Raw genomic sequence first — 24,272 nt, 5'->3', positions numbered from 1 at the left:
AAGACGGAGTGTTTTTTCGAGGATTACATTTTCTTAGAAACAAAAACGCGGCACAGGGCCGCGTTTTTGTTGAAGATATAAAAAGATGCTACTTGCTTGTGTAAGGTTTGTAGAGACACAGCGACATGATGATGCCGAAGCAGACACCTTGGGTGATCATCGCCGTACCGCCGTAACTGAAGAAAGGTAACGGGCTGCCCATTACGGGAAGTACGCCGCTTACCATGCCGGTATTGATAAAGGCATAGAGGAAGAAGCTCAGCGCCAGTGCTCCGCTTACCAAGCGGTTGAATGGGTGCTCGCATTGGCAGGCAAGCCAGATCACCCGTAAGGTGATGAATAGGTACAAGCCCATGAGCAGTACACTGCCCATGTAGCCCCATTCTTCGGCGAAGGTCGAAAAAATAAAGTCGGTGTGGCTTTCAGGGATGAAGCCAAGGTGTCCTTGTGTTGCATGCATCCAGCCTTTGCCTCTGACCCCGCCTGAACCAATGGCAATGAGAGATTGGATGATCTGGTAGCCAGCGCCGAGTGGGTCCGATTCGGGATTGAGAAACTGAGTCACCCGTTTTTTCTGGTAGGCTTCCATGACGAAAAACCACAGCAAAGGAACAGCGGTGGCAATAGCGCCTAAAAAGCTACCAATGATTTTCCAACTCATACCAGCGAAATAGAGCACGAACAGTGCATAGATCACGGCAAATATCGCGCCATCCAAATCAGGCTGAATGAAAATCAACCCGGCCGGAACACCAGTTACCAGCAAGCACAGTCCAATTTTTTTCAGATCGGGTCTTCCTGCGTCAACCACAATAAGCCAAGCCACCATCATAGGTACGGCTACCTTGACCAGTTCCGATGGCTGGAAGCGAATAGGGCCAAGGGCAAGCCAGCGCTGCGAGCCATTGGTACTGTCGCCCATTACGATAACACCTAGCAGTAGTACGACAGCCAATCCATACAGAAAGGGCGTGATATGCTGATATTTAATCGGTGGTATGGCTGACATTACCATAATACACGTCAAGGAAATCAGGGCGCGTACAAGGTGGCGTTCCATCATAGGTTCGCTGAAGCCACTGGCACTCCAAACCGTCAAGCTGCCAAGGAGCATGACTAAAATAATGGCAAGAAGAAGTGGGTAGTCAATTCTGGGTCTGTAATTCAACATGTAATCAATAACTAAATTGGCGATCGTGATATTTACGGAATAAGGTCGAGACCTTCCGTCGTCGTTAGCAATAGGGTGATTTTGGTTATTGTTGAACCACAAACTTGTATTGAAGATTCGCACCGTTATTACCCGTCAGGCACCGTCTGCGCCGTTTGTGGCGATGGTTGATGCTCAAAGGAATAGTCACCGCAAATAGCATGACGTTTAGCCACAGAGATGGACTCTCGCCGGTGAATGCCAAGATGTCCTGCTGGTTGTTCAGTGCGATCGGTTTTGTTGTATTCGGTGTCGATACAGATTGCACGCAAGGCAGGTTGGCAGAGATCCCTGGTTGGGAAAATAGCGAAATCAGCGGCTCTAGGTGTTCTTCGTCCTGCCGTCGTGATTCGTAGATTTCCGTATGATAAGGAAGAGTCGGCGTACCGGTATTCACACTCGGCCAAAGCAGATGGCTGAGGTAAGAGGCACTCGTGATCAGAGTTAGACTGAACAGCAAGGCAACAAAATGCTTGGTAAAGGTGGGTCTGTTCATGTCGGTATCTGCTGGGCGTCTGCTTGCTCACGGAAACGTTAATTGTGATGGTGCTATTATCACCAGGATAAAGATCAGGATCAGTCGGGCGGCAAATTAAACTAAACGCTTGGTAAAAAAATGCAATAGTTTGCAACAATTATTCGGCACGAATCATATTAAGTGGATAAATTTCGTGCGAACTAGAGATATGATCAGATTGCTATACTGAAAAGACGTTGCTGGTTGCTGTCAGGCTGGCTGGCAGATGAATGTTACTGGGGGAAAGCCTATGAAGTATCAAATGTACTGGTTGCTGTGCCTATTTGCTGTATTGGGATTGGGGCTTACGGGGTGTACATCGCCAAATCCTTATGGAGACTCTTACGGAGTGGCTGATACCCGGTCAATTCAGCAGGTACGTTATGGCACGGTTGTAAAAACGGAACCTGTGACCATTGAAGGTGAGGGGCAGGCAATTGGGGCAATTGCCGGTGCCGCGGTTGGGGGGATCCTTGGGTCGAAGATTGGCGGCGGCTCAGGATCTGACATTGCTGCCATTGGTGGTGGTTTGCTTGGGGGCTACGCGGGCAGCGAAGCTGCGCAGGGAATAACCAAACGCAATGGGGTGAATTTAACGATTAAGATGGATGATACGGGTGAGACGATCGCTGTGGTACAAGAAGCCAATCCTAATATGATTTTCCGAGTTGGCCAGCGGGTAAGGGTTAACGTGGAAGGGCGTACTGCACGCGTTGTGCCCGAGTAATGGATTCCTCCTTTATGGTATGTAATAAGCATTCGGCATTTTGGTGATGCAATTGGGGTGATGCAGACAGAGTAAAGGCCGCATTTTGCGGTCTTATTTTTGCAATTCATGCTCATGCTAGGCATCTTAGAACGACAATAGGTGCAGAGCCTATAACGATATTCATTAAAAGTAGAAGGGATATGGACTATTTATCATCGGTGATTGTTGAACCTGAAGTACCTGTGGACGCTTCTGTTATTTGGTTGCATGGTTTGGGAGCTAACGGACATGACTTCGAGGCTATATTGCCAGAGTTGGGTTTTCCGGCTTCTGCGCCAGTACGTTTTATTTTCCCACATTCACCGTCGATACCAGTGACGATCAATGGTGGGATGGTGATGCCTGCGTGGTATGACATATTGGCAATGGGGGCGGGGCGCCAGTTGAATGTTGATCAACTAAAAGCCTCGGCCGAGCAGGTTGCAAAATTGATCGATCATGAAATTGCCAGTGGTATTGCCAGTGAGCGTATTATTCTTGCTGGTTTTTCACAAGGTGGAGCCGTCGCCTATCATACGGCGCTGACTTATCCTCAACCGTTAGCTGGGTTACTGGCGTTATCAACGTATTTCCCCACAGCACAATCGCTGACAGTAGAAAGCGCCAATCAGAATTTGCCAATTAGCATTATGCATGGTCAGTATGACCCGGTTGTTCTGCCTGACATGGGGCGAGATGCTTACCATACCCTTGTCGAGAAAGGTTTCAGTCCGCAGTGGCATGATTACCCAATGGAGCACCAAGTGTGCTTCGAGCAAATTAAAGATATAGCCGCGTGGTTGCGAGCAAGGTTAGCACTATAAGTGACATTCCCCTTGCTGAGAGGCTTACCATGCTCAGCAAGGGATGTCCTAGCAGAGATTATTTCCCAGCCACTTTTTCTGCCAATAGCGATTGCATGGCATAGACGTTTGTTTTGCCGGAAAACTCTAGCTCCATCGGGTCGGATTGGCCGGAAACCCAGATCTTTAACTCGGCGTCGAGGTCGAAATGGCCTGTTGTCTCAACGGTAAACATGGTGACGGATTTATACGGGATAGATCGGTACTCGATTTTCTTGCCTGTCATACCTTGCTTGTCGATCAGAATCAGGCGCCGGTTGGTGAGTACGATCATGTCTCTGATGAGTTTATAGGCTAACTCAATTTGCTCGCCATTCCCCAGAATCGTTGAAAGCTCTTCATGGGCCTCGTCTCGGTCCATTTCTCCAGCATTGCCAAGTAGTGCGTCGAATAATCCCATACTTCCTCCAGTATTGAGTGTGATAGAACCAAATTAACTTAAGAATAGGGATTTGGCGAGTGGTGATTAAGATCAAATACTGGTCAATTTAAAGTGAAGGGGCGGGAATTATATCTTCAATGGTTGATTTCAATAGTGCGAATACTGAGTTCGTCTTCCTTTCGAAGATAAAGTACACAGTGTTCAAATTATTAATATAATCTTATTAGATGTTGGAACATTTGAACTAGACATGGTCTTTTTAAATAAAAACCATGAGGCGTGTTATTACTTGAGATAATCACCAGAATTTATGGTGATTGCCTAGGTGTAAAAGCTGAAAGCACCTAGGCGATATTGTGTGGATCAGCTTAGGCTTTGAGTTTCTGTAGGTAACTCGGCACAGACGCCTTGGTGGTTTTGCTGATTTTTTGCATTACAGAGAAGGGGACTGACGAGAGTTGATACTGATCTTCGATAGTATCGAGCATATGGCACCACAGAGAAGCGGTCATTTTTGCATCGGCAAGAGCTCGGTGAAAGGTACCATCGTTCTCAAGCGCCAGTTGATGAACTAATGTGCCTAACTTGTGGTTGGTTGCGTGCGGGTACAGACGCCGAGCAACCAGCATTGAGCAACAAAACGAACCTGAGTAGCGACGGTTGATTCTGTCGAGTTCAGCATCAAGGAAACGTTGATCGAAAGAGGCATTATGGGCGATGAGGTTGTAGCCTTGGATAAAATCGGCAAATTCCGTCATCACGGTTTCGCAGTTTGGAGCTGTAGCGAGCATGTTATTGGTAATGCCGGTATAGCTTTCGATAAAGCTACTGACTCTAAATCCTGGATTCATTAATCCTTGAAAGTGGTCGACGACTTGCCCCTGTTCAATTTTGACAGCACCAATTTCAATGGCGCGATCACCCATATTTGGCGAAAGCCCCGTAGTCTCGAAGTCAAGGATAATGGCGGTATGGGCGGCGTAGGATAGCGTCAAGTAAAAGACCTTAATATCACGTTAACTGAAGGCGCCATTATATACCGCCGTATAATGGTGTGTAACCTTCTTCAGTTAGTCGCCATCTCCATCGTCATGGTGACCGGGGCTACCTTGAGCATATTTTTTTCCGGCATCTGGTTCAGAGTCGGCAACGGGGGATTCATTTTGTTTTTCTACGAGATCGTCTGGATGATCATTGCCTAGATGAAAGATATTCTTCAGCCATTCAAACATAAGCTAACCTTAGTGGCATAACCACAAAAATAGGTGGGTACAACAAGTATAGGTTAGGTGGTACACATGAAAACTGAAATGATCCCAGAAAAACGTCTGGCTTACATTCGTGTTGTTGGTCCTTATGGTGAAAATTATGAATCTGCACTTGAGCGTTTGTACCATTGGGCAAGTGACAATCGACTCCAAGGGGGGCAATGCCTGTTCATCTACTGGGATGATCCTGCGATAGTAGACGCTGATAAATGTCGGACAGACTTATGCTTGACGGTGCCGTTAGGGACAGAAGGTACCAAGGATATTGCCATACAGACCTTACCTGAAGGGCGCTATTGCACCAAGCGTTCTATTATCAAAGATAAATCAGAGTATGCACAATGGTGGCAACAATTGTCAGCGGATGCGCACAATGCGGGACTGATGGTAGATCAGCGACCGTGTTTCGAGCTTTACCATAGCTATGACACCGAGACTCATATTGCCGATGTGGGTTTTTATTTGGCCGTAAAAAATATCATTATTTAATCGTGTCTAATTGAATGGATATACATCGGTTAGACAGATAGATATTGCCGTTATATCCGAGGTTAAGTTAGACTAATAGCAGTTAGTCGTTTGTTTGCGTATTGTTAATTGTTTTAATAGTTTATTTACTCTTGTTTCTGTGTGTAATTTAATGAAATCTCTGCTAAATATTTTCTGCAATATAAAACAGAATAATGTTCAAACTTACACCATCATACAAGTAAAGATAATTGATAAAACCAAGAAATAAATATTTGTAATATAGTCAACATCATCAAAATAAATACGTTATATATAATGAAAGTTTTGTTATGGTGGCTATGTGAAGAAAGTTATTATTTATTCTACATTATTGTTGGTGGGGTTGTTTCTCTCTCAATTATTTCCATTGGTATTTAATGGCTATAGTACGATTCAGCCATATATAATGGTCATAACAATGGCCGCATTGTCTTATATTATGATCAATGTTGGTCGAGAATTTGAGTTAGATAAAAATAATTTAAAACAATATCGATGGGATTATGTCGTTGCTATGACAACGGCAACATTCCCTTGGATTGCTGTTGTCTTGTATTTCATTTTTGTTCTGATGCCCTCCGATATCTGGTTCAGTGCCGATGCATGGAAGGAGACTCTGGTAATAGGGCGGTTTGCTGCCCCAACATCTGCCGGGGTGCTTTTTGCCATGCTGGCCGCTGCAGGCTTGGGGGCGACCTGGATGTTCAAAAAAGCCCGTGTATTGGCGATATTCGATGATCTCGATACGGTTCTGTTGATGATTCCACTTACCGTATTAGTTGTTGGCTGGCGTCCGGCTTTGGGTGTTACTTTACTTTTGATGCTGCTATTGCTGGTGGTTGGCTACAAGTATCTCCATAAATGGAATATCCCAGCGAATGCCGGGGCAGTGATTGGTTACTCGGTTGTGATTACGGCCTTATGTGAATGGTTCTATCTCTCTACGGATGTGCATTTCGAGGTGCTCCTGCCTGCATTTGTTTTGGGCTGTATGATGCGATCTCAGCATGAGTCAGCTAAAGACCAAAAAATATCAACGGTCATCGCCTGCATGTTCATGGTATTGGTTGGTTTGAGTTTGCCGCAGATCTTCGGCAGTGTAACTGTGGGTGAAACAAGCAGTATCACAAGTGCCATGCCTGCAATGGGGATGGGGGAAATTGTATTCCACGTGTTGATGATTTCTATCGTTTCTAATATCGGCAAGATGTTCCCGCTGTTTTGTTATCGCAGCGAAGCAACCGTGAAAGAGCGATTGGCGTTGTCAATTGGCATGTGGCCAAGGGGCGAGGTAGGGGCTGGGGTACTGATGATCAGTATTGGTTACGGCTTCGGTGGCCCGATTGTCACGATCAGTATGTTGTCCCTTGCATTGAATCTTGTTTTAACAGGGTTCTTTATTGTGATGGTTCGTAATCTGATCTTTAGTGAAAATAAAGGAGAAGCGTATGCGAGATCGAGAGCTTAAGATTCTAGCGGCGGTAATTGTAATATTTTTGATTTCTTTAGTCGTAGGTCGTACTGCTGTTGCTTGAATAATGGTAGGGAAAGCTGGTAAGGATAAAGGATATTCTTGCCAGCTTTTGATGTATTTATACGCCAAAATGAGAGAGATAGTTTTGGTTTTAATGAGAACGTATTTTTACTATTAAGTGACTATTTTGCATTTAATTAGCTGATCTGAAAGATCTAACTTGCTAGAATCACGTTAAATTAACATGAGTAGTTTAACAACAATGAAGTTATTACATTCAGCGACTCTGGCTCTGTGTATTGGAGCTAGTTCGGCAGCTGCGTTTGATGGTGAAAACTTTTATCATAAAGATTGGGTGCTTACTTGTGATAATACGGGAACATGTCGAGCCGCAGGTTATGCAGAAGAAGAAAGTGAGAATCCGATAGCGGTGATGTTTACCCGTAATGCAGGTGCAGCAACACCGGTTACGGCTAAATTCTATATTGGGGCTTATAGCGAATCTGAACCCAAACAGATAAATTTATATATTGATGGTACCGAAATGGGGCCTATCGATATGAAACATGAAGGCAAGTTGAGTGAGATGCAGGTACACGCCCTGCTTTCTGTTGTGACGAAAGACGCGGTCATAGAGTTTGGTGATGCTAAAACTCGATGGGAACTGTCTGGGAGCGGGGCGAGTGCAATATTCCGGAAGATGGATGAGTACCAAGGTCGTCAAAGTACGCCGTTTGCTATCGTGACGAAAGGCTATCGACCAGAGTCGCAGGTATTGCCGGCTGAACCGGCCCCCGTTGTTGTAAACCGGGCAATGAAAGGTGAGCTTAAGTCAATTGAGGTGGGTTCTCCGTTATATACCAAGATGCTGCCATTGTTGCGCGCCGGTTTTGATAACGATGAGGGTGACTTTGAATGCCCAAGTCTGTTTGAGGAATCTCCGGAAATCAGCATGGTGCAAATTACGCCTGAGCAAAAAATTTACGCGGCATCGTGTTGGATGGCTGCATACAACTGGGCGATGGCTTATTGGTTGGTTAACGACAATACACCTGACAAACCCTTGCTATTGCCGGTTGATGGCAATGAGTATATTGACGGTACAATCACCGCAACGCATAAAGGACGAGGCATTGGTGATTGTTGGAGTGCGAATAGCTGGGTGTTTGATGGCAAGCAGATGGTTCATACCAAAGACATGCATACCGGTATTTGTCGCTTGATTGTTGGCGGGGTTGATCCCATGCCGACCAAGGTGTCGACGGTTATTTCACCTGCCGAAGCAGAAAACTAATTATTATCGCTTTTTCAGTGAGAAAGAGTTGATGCTTTCGTATTAGAAGGAAAAAGGCTGACGAGGTTTGTCGCCAGCCTTTTGGTTGTGATTATGCGCAGGTTGCTGGTTGGGGTTGGATCGTTAAGTTATTGAGCCAGCGTTTTTTCAGGTAACGATTAAAACAAAGGCCTAATTTAACGACTTCTTCAGTCAGCATGGTGAAGTAAACCCAGCCAAAGTCCCAATGGCCAACGAACGCGCCATAAGCTGTTAGCGGAATGCCGACCATCCACATCGCGATGAAATCCATACGCAGACAAAACAAGTTTTCCCCGCCAGAACGCAAAATCCCGTTGATGATGATCATATTGAGCATTTTCAATGTGATCCCTATGCTCATGACAACCATTGCTGGTTGGGCATAAGGGCGCAGACTGCTGCTATCGAGGTTTAGCCATGCCAAGACGAATTGATGGTTGAGGTACAGGCATAAACTCATACCCAAGCCGATGATCACTACGAATTTCAAGAAAAACCGAGTCATGGCCTGAGCCGTGTCGAACTCATCTCTGCCAAGAGATTGGCCGATCAATACCGAACAAGCGACGGATATGCCCATGAAGGTGGCATACAGCAAAGATTCGAATGGGCCAATCATACTGAATACAGCCAGTTCTGTGGTACCCATATGACCAAAGATGATTTGGTAGGTCAGGGTACCCAGCGCCCATAGCAGCGTGTTCAGTGACTGCGGGATCGCCAGCTTGCGGTAGGTCATCCATAAGGTCTGGTGGCGGCGGATAGATTCGCTGGTCAGTAGCCAGTGACGGCGTTTGCTCAGCACTACCCACATCATTACAACCTGTGCAAATCGAGCAATCGTGGTCGCCAATGCCGCACCGGCCACCCCCATTGCCGGAAAGCCCAGATAGCCTTTGATCAAAATGAAGTTAAGGCAGATGTTGATGGCAATGGTAATAGCGCCTAGCACTAATGGAGTCATTGCATCACCACTTGAGCGCATGCTTGATTCTGCGGTAATGATGATATGGGTCAAAATCAAAACAGGAAAACTGTACCAAAGGTATTGCGCACCTTGGTTGATCACCGCAAAATCATTAGTTTGTAATTGCATGATTTGCGAGGCAAATACAGTAATTGCAAAGGTAACCGGTACCATGATGGCCAAGCCGAATTTCATGGCCTGCAATGTGACGGTTTTTGCGTGTACTTTGTCATTGCGTCCCCAGTATTGGGATACCAGCACACCATTGGCGGAAGCGAGTCCTGCCATGATCATAATGGCGACAAAGTGCCATTTTGAGGCAATACCCACCGCAGCGGTAGCTGATTGACCATAGTCACTGACCATTAGGACATCGGCAAGCGCCAAAATAGACACAAGCGCACTTTGAATTGCAACGGGAAATGCCAGCTTGGCAACACGTGAGAACATTCTTTCTGGTAGCGCGTTTTGTTGGGTTGTGTTTGTTGTCATTGATTAGCCCTCAAGTGAACTGCCAGCTGGTGGAAATCAGCATGGATTTGCCGGGCAACTATAGCGAAGCAGGGAATGAATCGACATGTTAAAAATCCCAGAAAACCTGTGCGAATCGGTCACGCTGGGTATTAGGCTAGAAATACCGATTACCCATTGGCAAGAGGTTGTTTATCTAGCTGAAGCGTGCAAGGAACGTTTTCTTACTCAGTCTGAATTGCCGGAATTAACTGAGAATGAGTTTTTTATGGCGGGTTTGGCTGATTTGGCCGAAGGCTACGAGATAGAGCGGGTTGCCACCGACTCACATACGCTCATTTTTACACTGGATGGAATGGGGAAACTCACAACGAGCCAGCGGGAATACGCTTTGTTGCCCGGCACGTTGGCTGTTTTGCCTGCGGGCTTGCCGTTTCGATTTGAGCTGGCAGAGCCTGGTGGACTATGGAAAATGGCCTGGGTACTGTTGCAAGACAGCAAAAAGTGGCAGCCTATCGCTGTTGGTGGTCAGCGCGTAGAGCATAGCTATCAGTGCGAGCGGGTATGGTCTGTGATGAATTTACTTCACAGCGAAGTGGGAGGTCGGGCGAGTTACCGAAAACTCTTTGCGAGTGAATTGTCACGTCTGTTGCTGGGAACAACCTCATTGGCCCCTTCGAATTCGCAGTTACGGGTACAAAGTTTGTTTAATGAAGTTGAATCACAGCTGCATTTGAACTGGACCGTAAAAGGTATTGCAGAGCGCTGCTTTTTAAGTACCGAGCAGCTTAACCGAATAACCCGCCAGTTATACGGCTGTTCCACCCAGCAGCGCTTGATTATGCTGCGAATGGAAAAAGCAGTCGATTTGCTTTGGTATAAGGAATGGTCGGTCAGTATGGTGGCCCAGCGATTGGGTTATCAGGACCCATTCAATTTTACCCATCGCTTTCGTCATTATCACGGCTGCTCGCCCCGCGAATACCGTAAAAGGCTATTTGCGGACAGTTAAACGAAAAACAGCGGCATCTTTGCCGCTGTTTGTGTATAGCAAAAGCGAGAAGCTTATTGCTTAGCTGCGTTTTGGCTGCTGGTAAGTACGGCCAGCGGCTTGGTATACGTCTTTGGCTTTGATTTCGAATTGGTCGTAGAAGAACCATGCAACGAATTTGATCACGTCATCACCGACGTTCATGATCCACTCGGCGTATTCTTCTTCTTCGCCGTTGTCATTTTCTTGCATTGAAACGTGGTAGATACGTTGCTCGCCTTCAATTTCAGCCAGTTGGAACTGACCGGCTAGTGAGTTGGCAGCTTCTACGATAGCTTCGTCTTCTTGTTGTTTTAGCAGGGCAAGTGCTTCTGGCAGACCTGCTGTCTCGCATAGTGATTTAACGAGTGTTTCAAATTCATCGTGTAGCATTGTGTGACCTTCATACGGTGCATGATTTTCGGCTATTGTAGCGGCAAATTATAAATTTGTATGTAGTCGCACATTTTTTATTCTTTGCTGGAAGGATGAGCTAAGAGTTTGAATATGCTAACGGTTTGCGGAAAAGAAAACTGTTAGTCCCTGATGGATATTTTGCGTCTTGTCGCGTTTGGTAGGGATGTTTTCCCTAGATACATTTTCAGGTATTTGGTTCGGACTTTCTACGCCCCTAATCTCCACCCCCTTGGCAATAAATGGGGGAGGGTCTGATGGTGGGGTATCAAGCATATGCTTGCTGGGTTACCTCTCTACAACATCTTAGAAAAATACAACGAGGAGATTGAACGTGAAACGGATGCTTCCCAGCCTACTGGCCCTAGCTATTACAACCACCTTATCTGCATGTAGCCATACCGAACCGAACCAGTCAGAAAATACAGGACAGTTAGCCGCTGGCAGCTATGCCTGTGATCCCGTAGTGGCAGAGAAATCAGATAACCTTCGTATTTATCAAGTCATGGTCGAGAGTTTTGTTGATGGTGATCCGGCAAGAGGTCATGGAACGGGTTATGGAACCAGCCATCACAATGGTGATTTGCAGGGGATTATCGATTCGCTGGATTATATTGAATCGCTTGGGATGAATGCCATCTGGCTAACCCCTATTTTTGACTCTGTACCGATTGATGGTCAGGATCATTGGGCAGATCGTCTGGATGCAACTGGGTATTTTGCCACGAATTATTTTGCCATTGATCCTCGGTTCGGCACGATGGAGCAAGCTCGCCAGTTGGTGGAAGAAGCCCATGCTCGTGGGTTATATGTGTTTTTCGACGGTGTGTTTGGCCACCATAAAGGAAATGTCATGCCGTCGCCGCAGGGGCGCTTGCCTGTCGGCAAGAGCAACCCGGTGAGCTATCCGGATAGCCTGCCGTTTTACCAAGAAGTGGCAACCTATTGGATTAATGAGCTGAAGATTGATGGTTGGCGATTGGATCAGGCTTATCAAGTACCGACTGATGCATGGGAAGTGATTCGTAAAAGTGTCGATGAGGCATCCAAGGCGGTGACTTATACCAACAACAAGGGTGAGTCTGTCAACCCGTTAGGCTACATGGTGGCCGAAATTTGGAATAACGAAAATACCATTACCGAAACAGGCTATGGGACGGATTCACGTCCGGCGTTGTGTTCGGCATTTGATTTTCCTGTCCGTTACCGTGTTGTTGAGACATTCGCGGTCAATGAAAACGCCATTGGTGGTAAAGGCGGCCAGTGGCTTGACGAAGGGATGAGGCTGCATAGCCTGTATCCGTCTCACGCCAAGCCGAATCTAATGCTGGGTAATCATGATCTAGTGCGTTTTGGCGATTTGCTGCAACGCGGCAATATTGCATCACCGGAACAGCCAGAATATTGGCAGCGCCATAAGGCTGCGATTTCTTTCTTGGCAGCCTATACCGGGCCTGTAACGCTCTACTATGGTGATGAGATTGGTGATCAGCTTGAAGGCTATGCGGCTAAGGTCAAGGAGGATTGTGCGGTAAGGGGACTTTGCGATGATCACGTTGCCAGAACCAGTGCCAATATCGATGGGGTGACAACGTCACTTAGTGCCGAGCAGGCGGATCTTAAGCGTTATGTCACCGCGGTTATGTCGCTGCGAGCTAAGCACCCGGCATTGTACAGTGGTGAGCGTGTCAACGTGCTTGCCAATGATAATGTCTATGTTGATCACAAACAGGCAGAGAATGAAGCGCTGCTCTATATGGTCAGTACAACTGACCAACCAGAGACTATAGCTCTTCAGCAGGCCGAGATTGGCTCTAAGGGGACATTGGTTGACTTGTTAACTGGCGAAGCATTTGTGGCAGATAATGGTCAATATTCAATTCCATTATCAGGCTATGCTGCACGTTTCTTGCGTATTGTTACTCCGACGGCTGAGGGCGTGGTACCGCGTGAGGCTGCGGTGGTATCGCTAACAGGCCAAGGTTTCTTGGCTCAATGTGATAACCCGACCGTTGATGAAGCAGGGCCGGTTGACGACACATTGTATGTGGTGGGTGATTTTGCCGATGCTGGATGGTCACACAAATCTCAACGGGCTTACCAATATAAAGGTAACAATACCTATCAGGTTGTTGTTGATGAGAAAGCCGGGGCATACCGGATGCAATATGCGACGAAAAGTTGGTCACCACAGTTTACCGCTAAAGGGTTAGCATTAACACCGGGTCAGGCTGGTAAGCTAGTGAAAGGCGGTTATGGGAAAGACACCGCGGTAACTTTGCCGGAGGCGGGGCGCTATGTATGGAGTCTGACATTTAGTGATAGCGGTGCACCACAGCAGGTGATGGTTTCTAAGTGCCAATAAATAGCGGCAATGAATTATTGATCTCGAAATAGATGGCGAGATAATAATATAAGAATCAAGGGAGCGAATGCTCCCTTTTTGTTGGCCGAGGGAAAAGTCTATGGAAAATGTGTCGCCATACTGCGTGGTGTTGACCACGTATGCTGATGAGAATGTTGGCAAGGCAATGATTACATCATTGTTGGAGAAAAGACTTGCTGGTTGTATTCAGGTGCAGTCAATCGACAGCTATTACCACTGGCAAGGTGAGGTTGCCTGTGATCAGGAAAAATTGGTCATCATCAAAACAACCTGTGATGCCTATCAGGCCGTTGAAGCGGATATTCTCGCCAACCACAATTATGACACCCCACAAATTGTTCAGTTGCCTATCACGGCGGGCTATCAGGATTATTTGACGTGGATTGGCACCGAGTGTGCTGGGAAAATATCATAACCTCAAGGAAGGCAACGTAAGGGTTGCCTTCGTCTATGGTGAAGAGGGGGATAAGGTTAGTCTTTGACATTCTGAATATCGATAACCAGTTTTTCCCAATTGTGCTGATTGTCCATATCAAATTGGGCACCTTGGGCATCTGCGTATGCAAAGCGCTTTATTGCAGGAGTTTTGCTAGTGGCCTGATAGAGCCAGTATGCCTCTGCCTTTAAGGCTTCATCAATCGGTTTATCGATGGACTCATAAACCGTTTGCTTACAGGCATTAATGGATTCTGCGGGAAATTGGGCAATACGCTTAGCAAGATTTTCCACATAAGGGCCGATTTCGTCAGCCTCTAGGGCTTTATTGATAGTACCGTAGGCCTCGGCTTCTTCTGCGGTAAAATCCCGCGCGCTGAGAATAATTTCAAGGGCGCGTCCTAACCCTACTTGTCTTGCCATTCTTGATGCACCTCCGCCACAAGGAAGGATGCCCATACCCACTTCCATTTGCATGAATTTGTATTTGCCTTTGACTGCGAAGCGCATGTCGCAGGCTAGGGCAAATTCGTGGCCCCCGCCGCGTGCGTAACCTTCGATTTTTGCAATGGTTGCTTGTGGTAGGCGGCTTATGCGTTCCAGTACCGCTTGTAAATCGAGCAAACAGGCCTCTTCTCGTGAGACGGCATCCATCGACATGTCTTTTAATAAATCGGTGTCGTAATGGCAGACCCATATATCAGGATGGGCAGATTGGAAAACCACGACTTTGACATTACGGTCGCGTTCTAGACGTAATGCCAGACTGTTTAGGTCAGCCAGCATCTCTTGGCCTTGCACATTGACTGGCGGAAAGTCGATGGTCACCCAGGCTACACCATCAAGTATATCTACGTTGAAGGTTGTAAAGTTCTTGTACGCCATTTTTCCATCCTCTAGTTGGCTGTTTTGCAGACGTGCGACGCGCATAGCGTTGTCACTCTGAATACTGATTTAGCCTAGTTGAAGAGTGGGGAATGGGTTATATGGAAAGGCAAAAACTAAAGGTTGAAATGACTGAGAGTTGGTTGCTGGCAAGATAGGATGAATGATTTCAGTCTGTTGATGGTACGTTAGTAAAGCAGAGTTTAAATTGTTGGTTTATTCTCCTTGATTTTATGCATGAATATTTAGAATCAAGTGATTAGACTTGTAGTCGGTCAGCGAGTAATAGTGAATAAAAGATATTATTGTATTGATATCTTTTATATAACTTAGTGATATTAAATTATTTTTAGGATTGCGCCTATCTGGGTGTCAAGCGTGATTGAGCGAGAGGGATAAGAGTAGTGATTAGGCCAATAAAGAAAGAAGATGATGCCATTGTGTGCGATATCATCAAACAAGTCGGGGCGGAGTATGGTGCGATTGGTGAAGGTTTTGGCCCTTCTGATCCCGAAGTACTGTGCATGAGCCAACATTATGGCAATTTTTCCAGAAGTCAGTATTTAGTTGCACTTGTTGAAGGCAAGGTTGTGGGCGGCTGTGGTATTGCGTCATTCAGTGGTAGTCAAAGTACTTGTGAGCTGAAGAAGTTGTTTATTTTGCCAGAAGGTCGGGGACTCGGGTTGGGCCGTAGACTTGCCACGCAATGCCTTGAGTTTGCTAAGACTGAGGGCTTTGAACGGTGTTACCTCGATACGTTGAAAAGTATGACATCAGCAATTGCGCTGTATGACGCATTGGGCTTTGTTCATCTTGATGGGCCATTGTTAGGTACGGAGCACAATGGATGTGATGTTTGGATGTTAAAGGAACTGTGAATAGTATTTGGTGAGGGAAAACCATGGGATACATCTATTTGGCAATAGCTATCATAGCGGAGGTTATCGCGACGGGGTCACTGAAATTATCGGAGGGTTTTTCAAAATTTACGCCAAGCATCGTGGTGATTGTCGGCTATGGTATTGCTTTCTATTTTTTGTCATTGGTGCTAAAGACGATACCGGTCGGGGTGGCATATGCGATATGGTCCGGACTGGGGGTGGTATTGATCTCTATCGTAGGTGTGTTCTTATTTAAGCAAAAATTAGATCTAGCCGCGGTGATTGGCGTGTCCCTGATAGTTCTTGGGGTCATAGTGATCAACGTTTTTTCAAAATCATCAGGGCATTAGCTATTAACAATAGAAAATGTACCAATAGTCATATGATTTCTCTTCTGTTTTAATCTTTCTTATCGTATTTGACTCATTTTATCGCATGTGCAAATGGCTGTTTATGTCTACTTACTAGTTAGAAAATAAGTACATTTGTGCGCCATATCACTTTGTACAAAAAAAAATTTTGTACAAAGTGATCTTTATGCCTAACCTAATTGTACAAGAGATGTATTTTGTACAAGGTGAGGTGGAGCATGGCAATTCAAGTAGGGATTAGTGCATGTGTACTTGGTGAGCGAGTACGTTTTGACGGCGGCCACAAGCAGAATCGATTTGTGGTCGATGAGTTGTCTAATTATGTGACGTTTAAGCCCGTATGTCCTGAAGTTGGTATTGGGATGACAGTGCCACGACCTGTTATTCGCCTTTTACAACTGCCTTCCGGTGAAGAACGCTTGGTGGAAACTAAGCGGCAAGATATTGATCACACCGATAAAATGAATGCATTCACCGATAAAATAGTCGGTCAGTTTGATGAACTGTGTGGTTATGTCGTCTGTGCGAAATCGCCAACATGTGGTATGGAGCGGGTCAAACTCCATATTGCAAACAACAATACGGTTCCTGGGGGAACTGTTGGGGTTTATACCAAACGCCTAATGGCCAAAATGCCTTGGTTACCTGTTGAAGAAGACGGTCGGCTGAATGATCCTGTGCTTCGTGAGAATTTTGTTTTTCGCATTTTCACACTGAATGATTTCTATAAAAGTGTGCGTGACAACCTTTCTGCCAAAGCGTTTGTCGAGTTTCATTCTCGCTACAAGCTAGTTTTGATGGCGCATAGCCCATCTGCTTATAAGTCATTAGGACAGATGGTCGCCAATATTAAAGATTGGGATCTTGATGACTTTTATCATGAATACCGTCAGTTGTTCATGGATGCAGTTAAAGAGCGGGCTAGCAGAAAGAACAAGACCAATGTGTTGATGCATTTGCAAGGTTATTTCAAACGTTCGCTGACCAAAGAGCAAAAAGCCGAGCTGGCCGAGCTTATCGACAGTTATCGTTCTGGTAATCAGCCTATTTTGGCGCCAATGGCACTGATTAAACACTACTTGCGCGAATACCCAGATCCCTATCTACAAATCCAAACATTTATTGACCCATATCCAGAGGAGTTAAAACTGCGTTATGGACTCTGAAAAAGCCTTTTATGCGATTAAAGATGTGTCTGAAATTACAGGCGTAAATTCTGTCACATTACGAGCCTGGCAGAGGCGGTATGGCTTGCTAAATCCCAAGCGTACCGAAAAAGGGCATCGTTTGTATTCAGAGCAAGATATTGCCCAGATAAGACATATCCTTAGTTGGCTTGATAAAGGTGTAGCAATAAGCAAGGTAAGGCCGCTCTTGGAACAGTCGCTTAGTAGTGATTTCGATGGGGGCGACCATGATAGTGATAATGATGTTGAACAGGCACTGCAGTTGCTGGCTAATCTCGATGCTCAGGCCTTGGATCGGCTGCTTGCCCAGCAGATGAAAGAATACCCGCTGGATGTTTTTGAGCAGCGTATTGCTGCGAAGATTGAAGCTGTTATTGCGCAGGAAGAAAATCCTCTCGCTAACATTCAGCTGTCGCTATGGCGAGGTATTTTGAGTGAACGGTGTATGGCGGTGTCATCGGGGGCCCGTCGGCGAAATAAGCGACCTTGTTTGCTGGTGAGTTTTGATCCTGTGCCTAGTTACAGATTATGGATCCGTCTGCTTAAGTTGGTTGAGTCTGGTTACAACGTCACAATACTAACGTCATTATCAGGAAAAATATTGGCTTTGCAGAGTTTGCTTAATCAATGGAAAACGCCCTTGCTGGTTGTTGATGGTGACAACAAGTTAACCCGAGAAACATTACAGCAATTGGTGCAATGGACGGAGTCTGGTCAAACGGAATTGTCACTGAGCGGAAGTATTTGCTCTATTCACCCTGAATTAATGAATGATCCTAGCTTGGAGGTTGAACAATGAGTGGAACCGGAATTATTTGGTTCAGGGCTGACTTGCGGTTAGTAGACAACACGGCATTACTCGCAGCTCGTGAGCAATGTGAGAATTTGGTGGCTGTATATTTACCAACACCGATGCAATGGCATGAACACCATGTAGCTCCAATTCAAGTTGATCTTATTCATCGCCGTTTAGCGGTATTGAAAGATTTATTGGCAGATTTGAATATTCCATTAGTGGTACGTGAAGTCGCTGATTTTTCAGATGTACCGTTGGCGATTACACAGTTAGCAGGTGAATCCGGTGCCCATAGCGTTTTTTGCAACAAGCAGTATGAGAATGATGAGCAGCTAAGGGATAAAAACGTCAAAGATGCACTTTCACCCTTGAATATTCAATTTCATTGTTTCGATGATAGTTGCATCGTTAATCCTGGTGACGTTGTCACTCAGGCTGGTGAGGCTTTTAAGGTCTTCACGCCGTTTCGCAAAGCATGGTTGAGTTATTTGTACCGTGCGGGTCTTCAGGTGCAGCCGCCACCAGCGAAAGTCGATAGCAATGCGTTGATGACGCTGTCTGATGGTGATATTCCAACCTTTACCTATCCGAAGGTGAACAGTATTGATTGGCCCGTCGACGAAGAGGCGATCCGCCAGCGTCTGCTGACATTCTGTGAAACTAAAGTGGCACTGTACCACCAGCAAAGGGATATTCCGTCTATCGATGGGACAAGTTGTCTTTCCCCTTACTTGGCCACGGGGTGCTTGTCGGCGCGGCAGTGTCTGTCGGTGCTGTTGAACTATGCGCCAAATTGTTTGATATCTCCTGATAGCGGTGGTTTTGCTTGGCTTAATGAGTTGGTATGGCGTGAGTTTTACCGTCATTTGCTGGTGGCTTATCCGAAGCTGGGTAGAAATCAGCCTTTTGTCTCTTGGACTAACAATGTGCTGTGGCGTGAATCCGATGAGTATTTGCAGGCGTGGCAGCAGGGACGTACGGGATACCCAATTGTCGATGCGGCGATGCGTCAGCTGAAAGCAACAGGATGGATGCACAATCGACTTAGAATGATAACGGCTAGTTTTTTGACTAAGGATTTGTTGATCGACTGGCGGGCTGGCGAGCAGTGGTTCATGTCTCATCTTATTGACGGGGACTTTGCATCTAATAATGGTGGTTGGCAGTGGGCGGCATCGACAGGGACTGATGCACAGCCGTATTTTCGGGTATTCAATCCGACGACTCAGGGAGAACGGTTTGATCCTAAAGGGGAATTTATCCGTACATGGGTGCATGAGTTAAAAGACGTACCGGATAAATATATCCATACTCCGCATTTATGGCCGGAGGCTGCCCGTAACAATGACTCAATGTTGTTCGACTCGCCGGTTTGTTTGGACTATCCGTTGCCAATTGTTGATCACAAGGCTGCGAGAGTATGCACTATCGAAGTGTTTAGGATAGCGAAAGAGATGGCAGATCGGATTTAGAAGACTTTGGCTTGAGATAGCACAAATGCAATAGCAAGGAGCAAAGAATGTCGTATCAACCCAAGGAGCTAACGGAAAAATTTGTTCAGGCGTACCGTTCGTTGAGTAAGGAAAATGTTGCCATGCTTGCGGATGTTTACCACCAGGATGTGGTATTTGAAGATCCCGCACATCGAATGGAAGGTTGGCAAAATCTCGAAGGCTACTTTGACCGTCTTTTTGAGAATGTGAGTAGCTGCGCATTTGATATTCACGAAGCAGTTGAGCAAGGTAATGTCGCCTATGTTCAATGGACGATGCATTTTAGCCATCCTCGAATCAGCAATGGGGAAATACGACAGGTAAAAGGGTGTTCGCGATTGGAGTTTGCCGAAGGAAAAGTGCAGTGCCATCGCGATTACTTTGATATGGGTGAGATGATTTATGAGGGTATTCCGTTACTTGGCAATGTAGTGCGTCATTTGAAGGCGAGGTTATGACATGGTTGGAATGGGCTCGGAACAACAAGTCGCTAATGGAACTAATTCAGTATTGATCACTGGAGCCAGTTCGGGGATAGGACGTCAGTTGGCGTTGGATTACGCCCAGGAAGGCTGGCAGGTTTATGCCTGCGGTCAGAGTTCCGAGCGGCTGGCATTATTAGAAGCCGAATCCAACCGGATTACGACACTTCGCTTTGATGTTTCTGATGGTGAGCAAGTCGCAACGGCGTTGGCGGAACTGGATCCTTTGCCCTCGGTTTTGATCCTCAATGCCGGTACTTGTGAATACATTAACCATGGCCAAATAGATGTTGCCTTGTTTCGTCGTGTATTTGAAACCAATGTGTTTGGCTTGCTCAATTGTATCGAGGCCATGCAGGATCGATTTAATGCATCGACCCATTTGGTATTGGTGGGTTCGACGGCTTCCTATCTACCGTTGCCTCGTGCTGAGGCTTATGGTGCATCCAAAGCGGCATTGGCCTATATCGCTAAAACGCTAGATATAGATTTGGCGGCTAAAAGCGTGACGGTGTCACTAGTTAGCCCCGGTTTTGTCAAAACACCATTAACGGATAAGAACGATTTTGCAATGCCGATGTTGGTGTCGCCTGAGTATGCATCGGAAAAGATCCGCTGCGGTATTAAGGCAAAGAAAAAAGAAATTCATTTTCCGCCCAAGTTCAGCCTTTTTCTTAAATCACTCGCGCTGTTGCCGTTGTCATGGCAATTGGCTGCTGTTAAACGACTTACAGGGAAGACCGTATGAAAATAGCGATCATAGGAACAGGGATATCTGGATTGACCTGTGCCCATTATCTACATAAGCATCATGATATTACGGTGTATGAAGCTAACGACTATGTTGGGGGACATACCGCAACGGTCGATGTTAACGTACCAAGTGGCAAGTATGCAGTAGATACCGGGTTTATTGTCTTCAATGACCGTACCTATCCTAATTTCGAACGTTTGATGGCAGAGATTGGCATTGCAGGCCTGCCTACTGAAATGAGTTTTAGTGTTCATAATGATGCCACTGGGCTGGAGTACAACGGTCACAATTTGGCCTCGATGTTCGCCCAGAAGCGAAATTTGGTAAATCCGTTATTCTACCGTTTTATTTATGACATTCTGCGTTTCAATAAATTGGCCAACAAGGTTGATTTGGCAACAGAACAGTCCCGGACACTGGGGGATTTTTTAAGTCGCAATCAATTCAATGACTATTTCAGTGAAAACTATATTTTGCCCATGGGGGCGGCCATCTGGTCTTCGACGTTGTCCGATATGCGTGGCTTCCCGTTGGAATTCTTTATTCGTTTCTTCCGTAACCACGGATTACTTGAAGTGACTAACCGACCGCAGTGGTACGTGATACCCGGCGGGTCTCGCGAGTATGTCAAAAAGTTGATCATGCCATTCAAAGATAAGATCCGCCTGTCTAGCCCAGTTACGGGCGTGCAGCGCCTGCATGGTCAGATAGGGGTAACGTCGGCGGGAGAGATAGAGTGTTACGACCAAGTGATCTTTGCCACTCATAGCGATCAGGCTTTGAAGATCTTGGTCGATCCCAATGAACACGAGAATGCGGTATTAGGCAACATGACTTATCAGAACAATGAAGTCGTGTTGCATACGGATACCACTATGCTGCCGCAGTCGCGAGCGGCTTGGGCATCTTGGAATTATTATCTTGATGCTGGTCAGCAGCGTGATAAGAAGCTATCTAGCGTTACCTACAACATGAATATCCTCCAAGGTATTGAATCGAAAGAGACTTTCTGTGTCACGCTAAATCAGACTGAGGCTATTGATCCGGCCAAAATTTTACGGCGTTTTGTCTATGCCCATCCAGTCTTTACCTCTGAGAGTATGTTGGCCCAGCAATCGCGAGATTTGATCAACGGAAAATCGGGGATCTGGTATTGCGGTGCGTATTGGTATAACGGGTTTCATGAGGATGGTGTACGCAGTGCACTGGATGTCGTAAATGGTTTGCGTACTTTGGCTGATACACCTCAGGCCGATCTTGCTGTTACTTCTGAGCTTCAACGGCAACAAGGCTGAGTTATGAGCGATCTAAGTGAAATGAATAGTGCGTTGTTTGTCGGAAGCGTGCGCCACCGTCGATTCAGTCCAGTGAAACACGGCTTTAGCTACCCAATGTTCATGCCGATGGTTGATCTTGATGAGTTGCCCCAGCTTGAGCGAAAGGTAATAGGCTTTGGTACCCGCTGGTGGCATTTTGCTCGTTGGCGAGCAGCAGACTATATGGCTGTTGACGGGGCGGCCGTATCGGCACTTGAAGTAAAACAGAGAGTGAAAGAGATGGTTGCCCGCTTGACCGGCGAACAGATAGAAGGGCGAATAACATTGTTGTGTCAGCTGCGCTATGCCGGTATCTATTTCAGCCCGCTCAATCTTTATTACCTATATGATGAAACGAATACCTGGCGTTGGGTATTGGCTGAGGTAAGTAATACCCCGTGGAATGAGCGGTATTACTATGCCATCCCTGCAACAGACCAGTGGCCAGAACAATATTGGCAGCAGAGCAAGCAATTTCACGTATCTCCTTTTAATCCTATGACACAGCGCTATCAGTGGAACTTGCAGCCACCTGGACGGCGACTACTGGTACATCTTGATATTTGTGATCGAGCAGATGGTAGCAAAGTACTTGATGCGACCATGGCGATGAAGCATTCGTCTTTCACCACCGATCAGTTGGCGCGTCTATTGTTTGCCACACCGATACAAACGGTAAAAATATTGGTTGGCATTTATTGGCAGGCGTTGAAACTTTGGCTCAAGAAAGTGCCGTTTCATGGTCATCCGGATAGTGTGGTGGATTCGAGCAAAAAAACATAAGACGAGCGATAAGAGATAATAGATAGGCTCTAATAGATAGATTCGGGCGAGCAACCTGAAGAACAACAAAAGCAAAGGGTGATGTTATGTTTAAGAGTGAAGCGGATCGTTCAGGGAAGTGGGTGACGCAAACTGAGCAGGTCGCGAGGCGAGTCGTGTTTGGTTTCTTGGCATATATCCAAGGCGCGGGACTCACCATTGTGGAAAAAGACCGAGATACGCATTTTTTCGGCGACAGGGAAGCTGCTTGCCAAGCCCAACTTATTGTCAATGAATCTGCATTTTATCGTCGGGTCCTTAATGGTGGCAGTATCGCCGCCGGTGAAGCTTACATGGACGGCTGGTGGGATTCGCCAGATCTTACTCAGGTTGTCAGAGTGATTGCGATGAACTTGCCTATGCTCGACAAGCTGGAGCAGAAGGTCAGCTGGTTGGGGGCGATCAAGGATAAATGGCTGCATTGGTCACGCCGAAACAGCAAGGAAGCCGCCAAACAAAACATTCTGGCCCATTATGATTTGGGCAACGATTTTTATCGCACATTTCTGGATCCGAGCATGCTTTACTCCGCGGGGATCTATGCGACACAAGATACGACCTTGGCTGATGCCCAGTATGCCAAAGTCGACCGCCTGTGCCAGTTACTTAATTTGAGCGAGCAAGACCATTTGCTAGAAATTGGTACGGGTTGGGGGGCATTGGCTATTCATGCGGCCAAGCATTATGGCTGTCAGGTAACCACTACCACTATTTCAGATGAACAGTATGCATGGGCCAAAGCGCGGGTTGAAGAAGAAGGCTTGCAGGATCGAATTACCCTGTTGCTCAGTGATTATCGTGATCTGGAAGGGAAGTACGACAAGATAGTGTCTGTCGAAATGGTTGAGGCTGTGGGTAAGGAATATCTGACGACCTATTTGAAGAAATGCCAGTCTTTACTCAAACCTGATGGCTTATTGGCGCTTCAAGCCATCACGATTGCCGATCAACGTTATGATAGCTATAGCAAAGGGGTGGATTTCATACAGAAACATATTTTCCCCGGTGGTTTTCTTCCTTCAGTCAATGTGCTTTCCAGCCAGTTTACCCAACATACAGATTTTGTTATTCGGGACTTGAAAGATATCGGGCTGGATTATGCGCGTACCTTGTCAGATTGGCACCAAGGGTTTAATCGCAGTATTGAAATGTTGAAACAACAAGGCTTTGATGATCGATTTATCCGTATGTGGCGTTATTACTTATGTTACTGCGAAGGCGGCTTCCTTGAGAGAACGATAAGTACGGTTCAACTCGTAGCCAGCCGAAGCCAGTGGCGTAGTTAGGGCAAGGCA

General features: G+C 46.2%; 26 protein-coding genes. 18 read left to right on the top strand and 8 right to left on the bottom strand.

Going from position 1 to position 24,272, the window contains the following annotated elements; translation table 11 throughout:
- Window positions 1-88: 88 nt before the first annotated feature.
- Both rodA and ACSF8X_RS19535 read right to left on the bottom strand, forming a co-directional pair.
- Entirely contained in the window at window positions 89-1,171 is a 1,083-nt protein-coding gene (gene rodA / locus ACSF8X_RS19540) for a rod shape-determining protein RodA (RefSeq protein ID WP_047880626.1), read from the bottom strand.
- An 85-nt stretch (window positions 1,172-1,256) separates the two neighbouring features.
- Window positions 1,257-1,706, bottom strand: a complete 450-nt coding sequence (locus ACSF8X_RS19535) for a hypothetical protein (RefSeq protein WP_047880625.1) — start codon at window positions 1,704-1,706, stop codon at window positions 1,257-1,259.
- Window positions 1,707-1,977: 271 nt separating this feature from the next.
- Between ACSF8X_RS19535 and ACSF8X_RS19530 the strand changes: the two genes are divergently transcribed.
- Window positions 1,978-2,454 (top strand): outer membrane lipoprotein, encoded by a 477-nt coding sequence (locus ACSF8X_RS19530; protein WP_047880624.1) that lies wholly within the window; start codon window positions 1,978-1,980, stop codon window positions 2,452-2,454.
- Between the two features lie 182 nt (window positions 2,455-2,636).
- Window positions 2,637-3,299 (top strand): alpha/beta hydrolase, encoded by a 663-nt coding sequence (locus tag ACSF8X_RS19525; protein WP_500852072.1) that lies wholly within the window; start codon window positions 2,637-2,639, stop codon window positions 3,297-3,299.
- A 58-nt stretch (window positions 3,300-3,357) separates the two neighbouring features.
- Here the strand turns inward: ACSF8X_RS19525 and ACSF8X_RS19520 are convergent, their stop codons facing one another.
- The 3 genes from ACSF8X_RS19520 to ACSF8X_RS19510 form a co-directional block, all read right to left on the bottom strand.
- The gene (locus ACSF8X_RS19520; protein WP_047880622.1) at window positions 3,358-3,738 is read right to left on the bottom strand and encodes a PH domain-containing protein; all 381 of its coding nucleotides are present in this window, start codon (window positions 3,736-3,738) and stop codon (window positions 3,358-3,360) included.
- A 350-nt stretch (window positions 3,739-4,088) separates the two neighbouring features.
- Window positions 4,089-4,715: a 3'-5' exonuclease gene (locus tag ACSF8X_RS19515; RefSeq protein ID WP_047880621.1), complete on the bottom strand. Its 627-nt coding sequence runs from the start codon at window positions 4,713-4,715 to the stop codon at window positions 4,089-4,091.
- A gap of 75 nt (window positions 4,716-4,790) precedes the next feature.
- Entirely contained in the window at window positions 4,791-4,952 is a 162-nt protein-coding gene (locus ACSF8X_RS19510; RefSeq protein WP_157037928.1) for a hypothetical protein, read from the bottom strand.
- Window positions 4,953-5,018: 66 nt separating this feature from the next.
- Between ACSF8X_RS19510 and ACSF8X_RS19505 the strand changes: the two genes are divergently transcribed.
- The 3 genes from ACSF8X_RS19505 (at window position 5,019) to ACSF8X_RS19495 (ending at window position 8,266) form a co-directional block, all read left to right on the top strand.
- Entirely contained in the window at window positions 5,019-5,477 is a 459-nt protein-coding gene (locus ACSF8X_RS19505; RefSeq protein ID WP_500852071.1) for an AraC family transcriptional regulator, read from the top strand.
- A gap of 439 nt (window positions 5,478-5,916) precedes the next feature.
- Window positions 5,917-6,966 carry a sodium:proton antiporter gene (locus ACSF8X_RS19500; protein WP_500852070.1) on the top strand — a complete coding sequence of 350 codons (1,050 nt, stop codon included), beginning with the start codon at window positions 5,917-5,919 and terminating at the stop codon, window positions 6,964-6,966.
- Window positions 6,967-7,234: 268 nt separating this feature from the next.
- The gene (locus ACSF8X_RS19495; protein WP_047880618.1) at window positions 7,235-8,266 is read left to right on the top strand and encodes a DUF1176 domain-containing protein; all 1,032 of its coding nucleotides are present in this window, start codon (window positions 7,235-7,237) and stop codon (window positions 8,264-8,266) included.
- Window positions 8,267-8,357: 91 nt separating this feature from the next.
- Here ACSF8X_RS19495 and ACSF8X_RS19490 read toward each other — a convergent pair whose 3' ends face one another.
- A complete protein-coding gene (locus tag ACSF8X_RS19490; protein ID WP_500852069.1) occupies window positions 8,358-9,746 on the bottom strand; it encodes an MATE family efflux transporter in 1,389 nt (462 codons plus the stop codon).
- 85 nt (window positions 9,747-9,831) lie between these two features.
- On the opposite strand from ACSF8X_RS19490, the gene ACSF8X_RS19485 reads away from it, so the two are divergent.
- Entirely contained in the window at window positions 9,832-10,737 is a 906-nt protein-coding gene (locus tag ACSF8X_RS19485; protein WP_500852068.1) for an AraC family transcriptional regulator, read from the top strand.
- Between the two features lie 60 nt (window positions 10,738-10,797).
- Here the strand turns inward: ACSF8X_RS19485 and ACSF8X_RS19480 are convergent, their stop codons facing one another.
- Window positions 10,798-11,148: a hypothetical protein gene (locus ACSF8X_RS19480; RefSeq protein ID WP_047880615.1), complete on the bottom strand. Its 351-nt coding sequence runs from the start codon at window positions 11,146-11,148 to the stop codon at window positions 10,798-10,800.
- Window positions 11,149-11,512: 364 nt separating this feature from the next.
- Here ACSF8X_RS19480 and ACSF8X_RS19475 point away from each other — a divergent pair, with 364 nt between their 5' ends.
- Together ACSF8X_RS19475 and cutA are read left to right on the top strand one after the other, a co-directional pair.
- Complete coding sequence (locus tag ACSF8X_RS19475) at window positions 11,513-13,534, top strand: alpha-amylase family glycosyl hydrolase (protein ID WP_500852125.1); 2,022 nt, start codon at window positions 11,513-11,515, stop codon at window positions 13,532-13,534.
- Between the two features lie 100 nt (window positions 13,535-13,634).
- Window positions 13,635-13,970: a divalent-cation tolerance protein CutA gene (cutA, locus tag ACSF8X_RS19470; protein ID WP_500852067.1), complete on the top strand. Its 336-nt coding sequence runs from the start codon at window positions 13,635-13,637 to the stop codon at window positions 13,968-13,970.
- A 56-nt stretch (window positions 13,971-14,026) separates the two neighbouring features.
- Here the strand turns inward: cutA and ACSF8X_RS19465 are convergent, their stop codons facing one another.
- Window positions 14,027-14,875, bottom strand: coding sequence for an enoyl-CoA hydratase/isomerase family protein (locus ACSF8X_RS19465; RefSeq protein ID WP_047880704.1), 849 nt, complete (start codon window positions 14,873-14,875; stop codon window positions 14,027-14,029).
- Window positions 14,876-15,270: 395 nt separating this feature from the next.
- On the opposite strand from ACSF8X_RS19465, the gene ACSF8X_RS19460 reads away from it, so the two are divergent.
- The 10 genes from ACSF8X_RS19460 to ACSF8X_RS19415 all read left to right on the top strand — a co-directional run bounded on the left by ACSF8X_RS19460 (window position 15,271) and on the right by ACSF8X_RS19415 (window position 24,263).
- Window positions 15,271-15,753, top strand: coding sequence for a GNAT family N-acetyltransferase (locus ACSF8X_RS19460; protein WP_500852124.1), 483 nt, complete (start codon window positions 15,271-15,273; stop codon window positions 15,751-15,753).
- A gap of 23 nt (window positions 15,754-15,776) precedes the next feature.
- A complete protein-coding gene (locus tag ACSF8X_RS19455) occupies window positions 15,777-16,106 on the top strand; it encodes a DMT family transporter (RefSeq protein ID WP_500852066.1) in 330 nt (109 codons plus the stop codon).
- 239 nt (window positions 16,107-16,345) lie between these two features.
- The gene (locus tag ACSF8X_RS19450) at window positions 16,346-17,293 is read left to right on the top strand and encodes a YbgA family protein (RefSeq protein WP_500852065.1); all 948 of its coding nucleotides are present in this window, start codon (window positions 16,346-16,348) and stop codon (window positions 17,291-17,293) included.
- Window positions 17,283-18,113: a MerR family transcriptional regulator gene (locus ACSF8X_RS19445; RefSeq protein WP_053062580.1), complete on the top strand. Its 831-nt coding sequence runs from the start codon at window positions 17,283-17,285 to the stop codon at window positions 18,111-18,113. Before ACSF8X_RS19450 ends, ACSF8X_RS19445 begins: the two co-directional genes overlap by 11 nt.
- Window positions 18,110-19,582 carry a deoxyribodipyrimidine photo-lyase gene (gene phrB / locus ACSF8X_RS19440; protein WP_500852064.1) on the top strand — a complete coding sequence of 491 codons (1,473 nt, stop codon included), beginning with the start codon at window positions 18,110-18,112 and terminating at the stop codon, window positions 19,580-19,582. Before ACSF8X_RS19445 ends, phrB begins: the two co-directional genes overlap by 4 nt.
- 47 nt (window positions 19,583-19,629) lie before the next feature.
- Window positions 19,630-20,061 carry a nuclear transport factor 2 family protein gene (locus ACSF8X_RS19435; RefSeq protein ID WP_500852063.1) on the top strand — a complete coding sequence of 144 codons (432 nt, stop codon included), beginning with the start codon at window positions 19,630-19,632 and terminating at the stop codon, window positions 20,059-20,061.
- A 1-nt stretch (window position 20,062) separates the two neighbouring features.
- The gene (locus ACSF8X_RS19430; protein WP_500852062.1) at window positions 20,063-20,833 is read left to right on the top strand and encodes an SDR family NAD(P)-dependent oxidoreductase; all 771 of its coding nucleotides are present in this window, start codon (window positions 20,063-20,065) and stop codon (window positions 20,831-20,833) included.
- Entirely contained in the window at window positions 20,830-22,134 is a 1,305-nt protein-coding gene (locus ACSF8X_RS19425) for an NAD(P)/FAD-dependent oxidoreductase (protein ID WP_500852061.1), read from the top strand. The genes ACSF8X_RS19430 and ACSF8X_RS19425 overlap by 4 nt, the downstream gene beginning before the upstream one ends.
- A gap of 3 nt (window positions 22,135-22,137) precedes the next feature.
- Entirely contained in the window at window positions 22,138-22,938 is an 801-nt protein-coding gene (locus ACSF8X_RS19420; RefSeq protein WP_500852060.1) for a DUF1365 domain-containing protein, read from the top strand.
- Window positions 22,939-23,024: 86 nt separating this feature from the next.
- On the top strand, window positions 23,025-24,263 hold the full coding sequence (locus ACSF8X_RS19415) for an SAM-dependent methyltransferase (RefSeq protein WP_047880606.1): 1,239 nt from the start codon (window positions 23,025-23,027) through the stop codon (window positions 24,261-24,263).
- Window positions 24,264-24,272 lie beyond the last annotated feature (9 nt).

It is taken from the genome of Photobacterium panuliri, from assembly GCF_059920555.1.
Note: the sequence above shows the minus strand (reverse complement) of the source record. Positions and strands in the feature narration are given on the sequence as shown.

What these genes read in the sequence shown, in the direction of transcription:
- rodA (WP_047880626.1), bottom strand. Translation starts at nt 1,171, where the DNA reads ATGTTGAATTACAGACCCAGAATTGACTACCCACTTCTTCTTGCCATT.
- ACSF8X_RS19535 (WP_047880625.1), bottom strand. Translation starts at nt 1,706, where the DNA reads ATGAACAGACCCACCTTTACCAAGCATTTTGTTGCCTTGCTGTTCAGT.
- ACSF8X_RS19530 (WP_047880624.1), top strand. Translation starts at nt 1,978, where the DNA reads ATGAAGTATCAAATGTACTGGTTGCTGTGCCTATTTGCTGTATTGGGA.
- ACSF8X_RS19525 (WP_500852072.1), top strand. Translation starts at nt 2,637, where the DNA reads ATGGACTATTTATCATCGGTGATTGTTGAACCTGAAGTACCTGTGGAC.
- ACSF8X_RS19520 (WP_047880622.1), bottom strand. Translation starts at nt 3,738, where the DNA reads ATGGGATTATTCGACGCACTACTTGGCAATGCTGGAGAAATGGACCGA.
- ACSF8X_RS19510 (WP_157037928.1), bottom strand. Translation starts at nt 4,952, where the DNA reads ATGTTTGAATGGCTGAAGAATATCTTTCATCTAGGCAATGATCATCCA.
- ACSF8X_RS19505 (WP_500852071.1), top strand. Translation starts at nt 5,019, where the DNA reads ATGAAAACTGAAATGATCCCAGAAAAACGTCTGGCTTACATTCGTGTT.
- ACSF8X_RS19500 (WP_500852070.1), top strand. Translation starts at nt 5,917, where the DNA reads ATGGCCGCATTGTCTTATATTATGATCAATGTTGGTCGAGAATTTGAG.
- ACSF8X_RS19495 (WP_047880618.1), top strand. Translation starts at nt 7,235, where the DNA reads ATGAAGTTATTACATTCAGCGACTCTGGCTCTGTGTATTGGAGCTAGT.
- ACSF8X_RS19490 (WP_500852069.1), bottom strand. Translation starts at nt 9,746, where the DNA reads ATGACAACAAACACAACCCAACAAAACGCGCTACCAGAAAGAATGTTC.
- ACSF8X_RS19485 (WP_500852068.1), top strand. Translation starts at nt 9,832, where the DNA reads ATGTTAAAAATCCCAGAAAACCTGTGCGAATCGGTCACGCTGGGTATT.
- ACSF8X_RS19480 (WP_047880615.1), bottom strand. Translation starts at nt 11,148, where the DNA reads ATGCTACACGATGAATTTGAAACACTCGTTAAATCACTATGCGAGACA.
- ACSF8X_RS19475 (WP_500852125.1), top strand. Translation starts at nt 11,513, where the DNA reads ATGCTTCCCAGCCTACTGGCCCTAGCTATTACAACCACCTTATCTGCA.
- cutA (WP_500852067.1), top strand. Translation starts at nt 13,635, where the DNA reads ATGGAAAATGTGTCGCCATACTGCGTGGTGTTGACCACGTATGCTGAT.
- ACSF8X_RS19465 (WP_047880704.1), bottom strand. Translation starts at nt 14,875, where the DNA reads ATGGCGTACAAGAACTTTACAACCTTCAACGTAGATATACTTGATGGT.
- ACSF8X_RS19455 (WP_500852066.1), top strand. Translation starts at nt 15,777, where the DNA reads ATGGGATACATCTATTTGGCAATAGCTATCATAGCGGAGGTTATCGCG.
- ACSF8X_RS19450 (WP_500852065.1), top strand. Translation starts at nt 16,346, where the DNA reads ATGGCAATTCAAGTAGGGATTAGTGCATGTGTACTTGGTGAGCGAGTA.
- ACSF8X_RS19445 (WP_053062580.1), top strand. Translation starts at nt 17,283, where the DNA reads ATGGACTCTGAAAAAGCCTTTTATGCGATTAAAGATGTGTCTGAAATT.
- phrB (WP_500852064.1), top strand. Translation starts at nt 18,110, where the DNA reads ATGAGTGGAACCGGAATTATTTGGTTCAGGGCTGACTTGCGGTTAGTA.
- ACSF8X_RS19435 (WP_500852063.1), top strand. Translation starts at nt 19,630, where the DNA reads ATGTCGTATCAACCCAAGGAGCTAACGGAAAAATTTGTTCAGGCGTAC.
- ACSF8X_RS19430 (WP_500852062.1), top strand. Translation starts at nt 20,063, where the DNA reads ATGGTTGGAATGGGCTCGGAACAACAAGTCGCTAATGGAACTAATTCA.
- ACSF8X_RS19425 (WP_500852061.1), top strand. Translation starts at nt 20,830, where the DNA reads ATGAAAATAGCGATCATAGGAACAGGGATATCTGGATTGACCTGTGCC.
- ACSF8X_RS19420 (WP_500852060.1), top strand. Translation starts at nt 22,138, where the DNA reads ATGAGCGATCTAAGTGAAATGAATAGTGCGTTGTTTGTCGGAAGCGTG.
- ACSF8X_RS19415 (WP_047880606.1), top strand. Translation starts at nt 23,025, where the DNA reads ATGTTTAAGAGTGAAGCGGATCGTTCAGGGAAGTGGGTGACGCAAACT.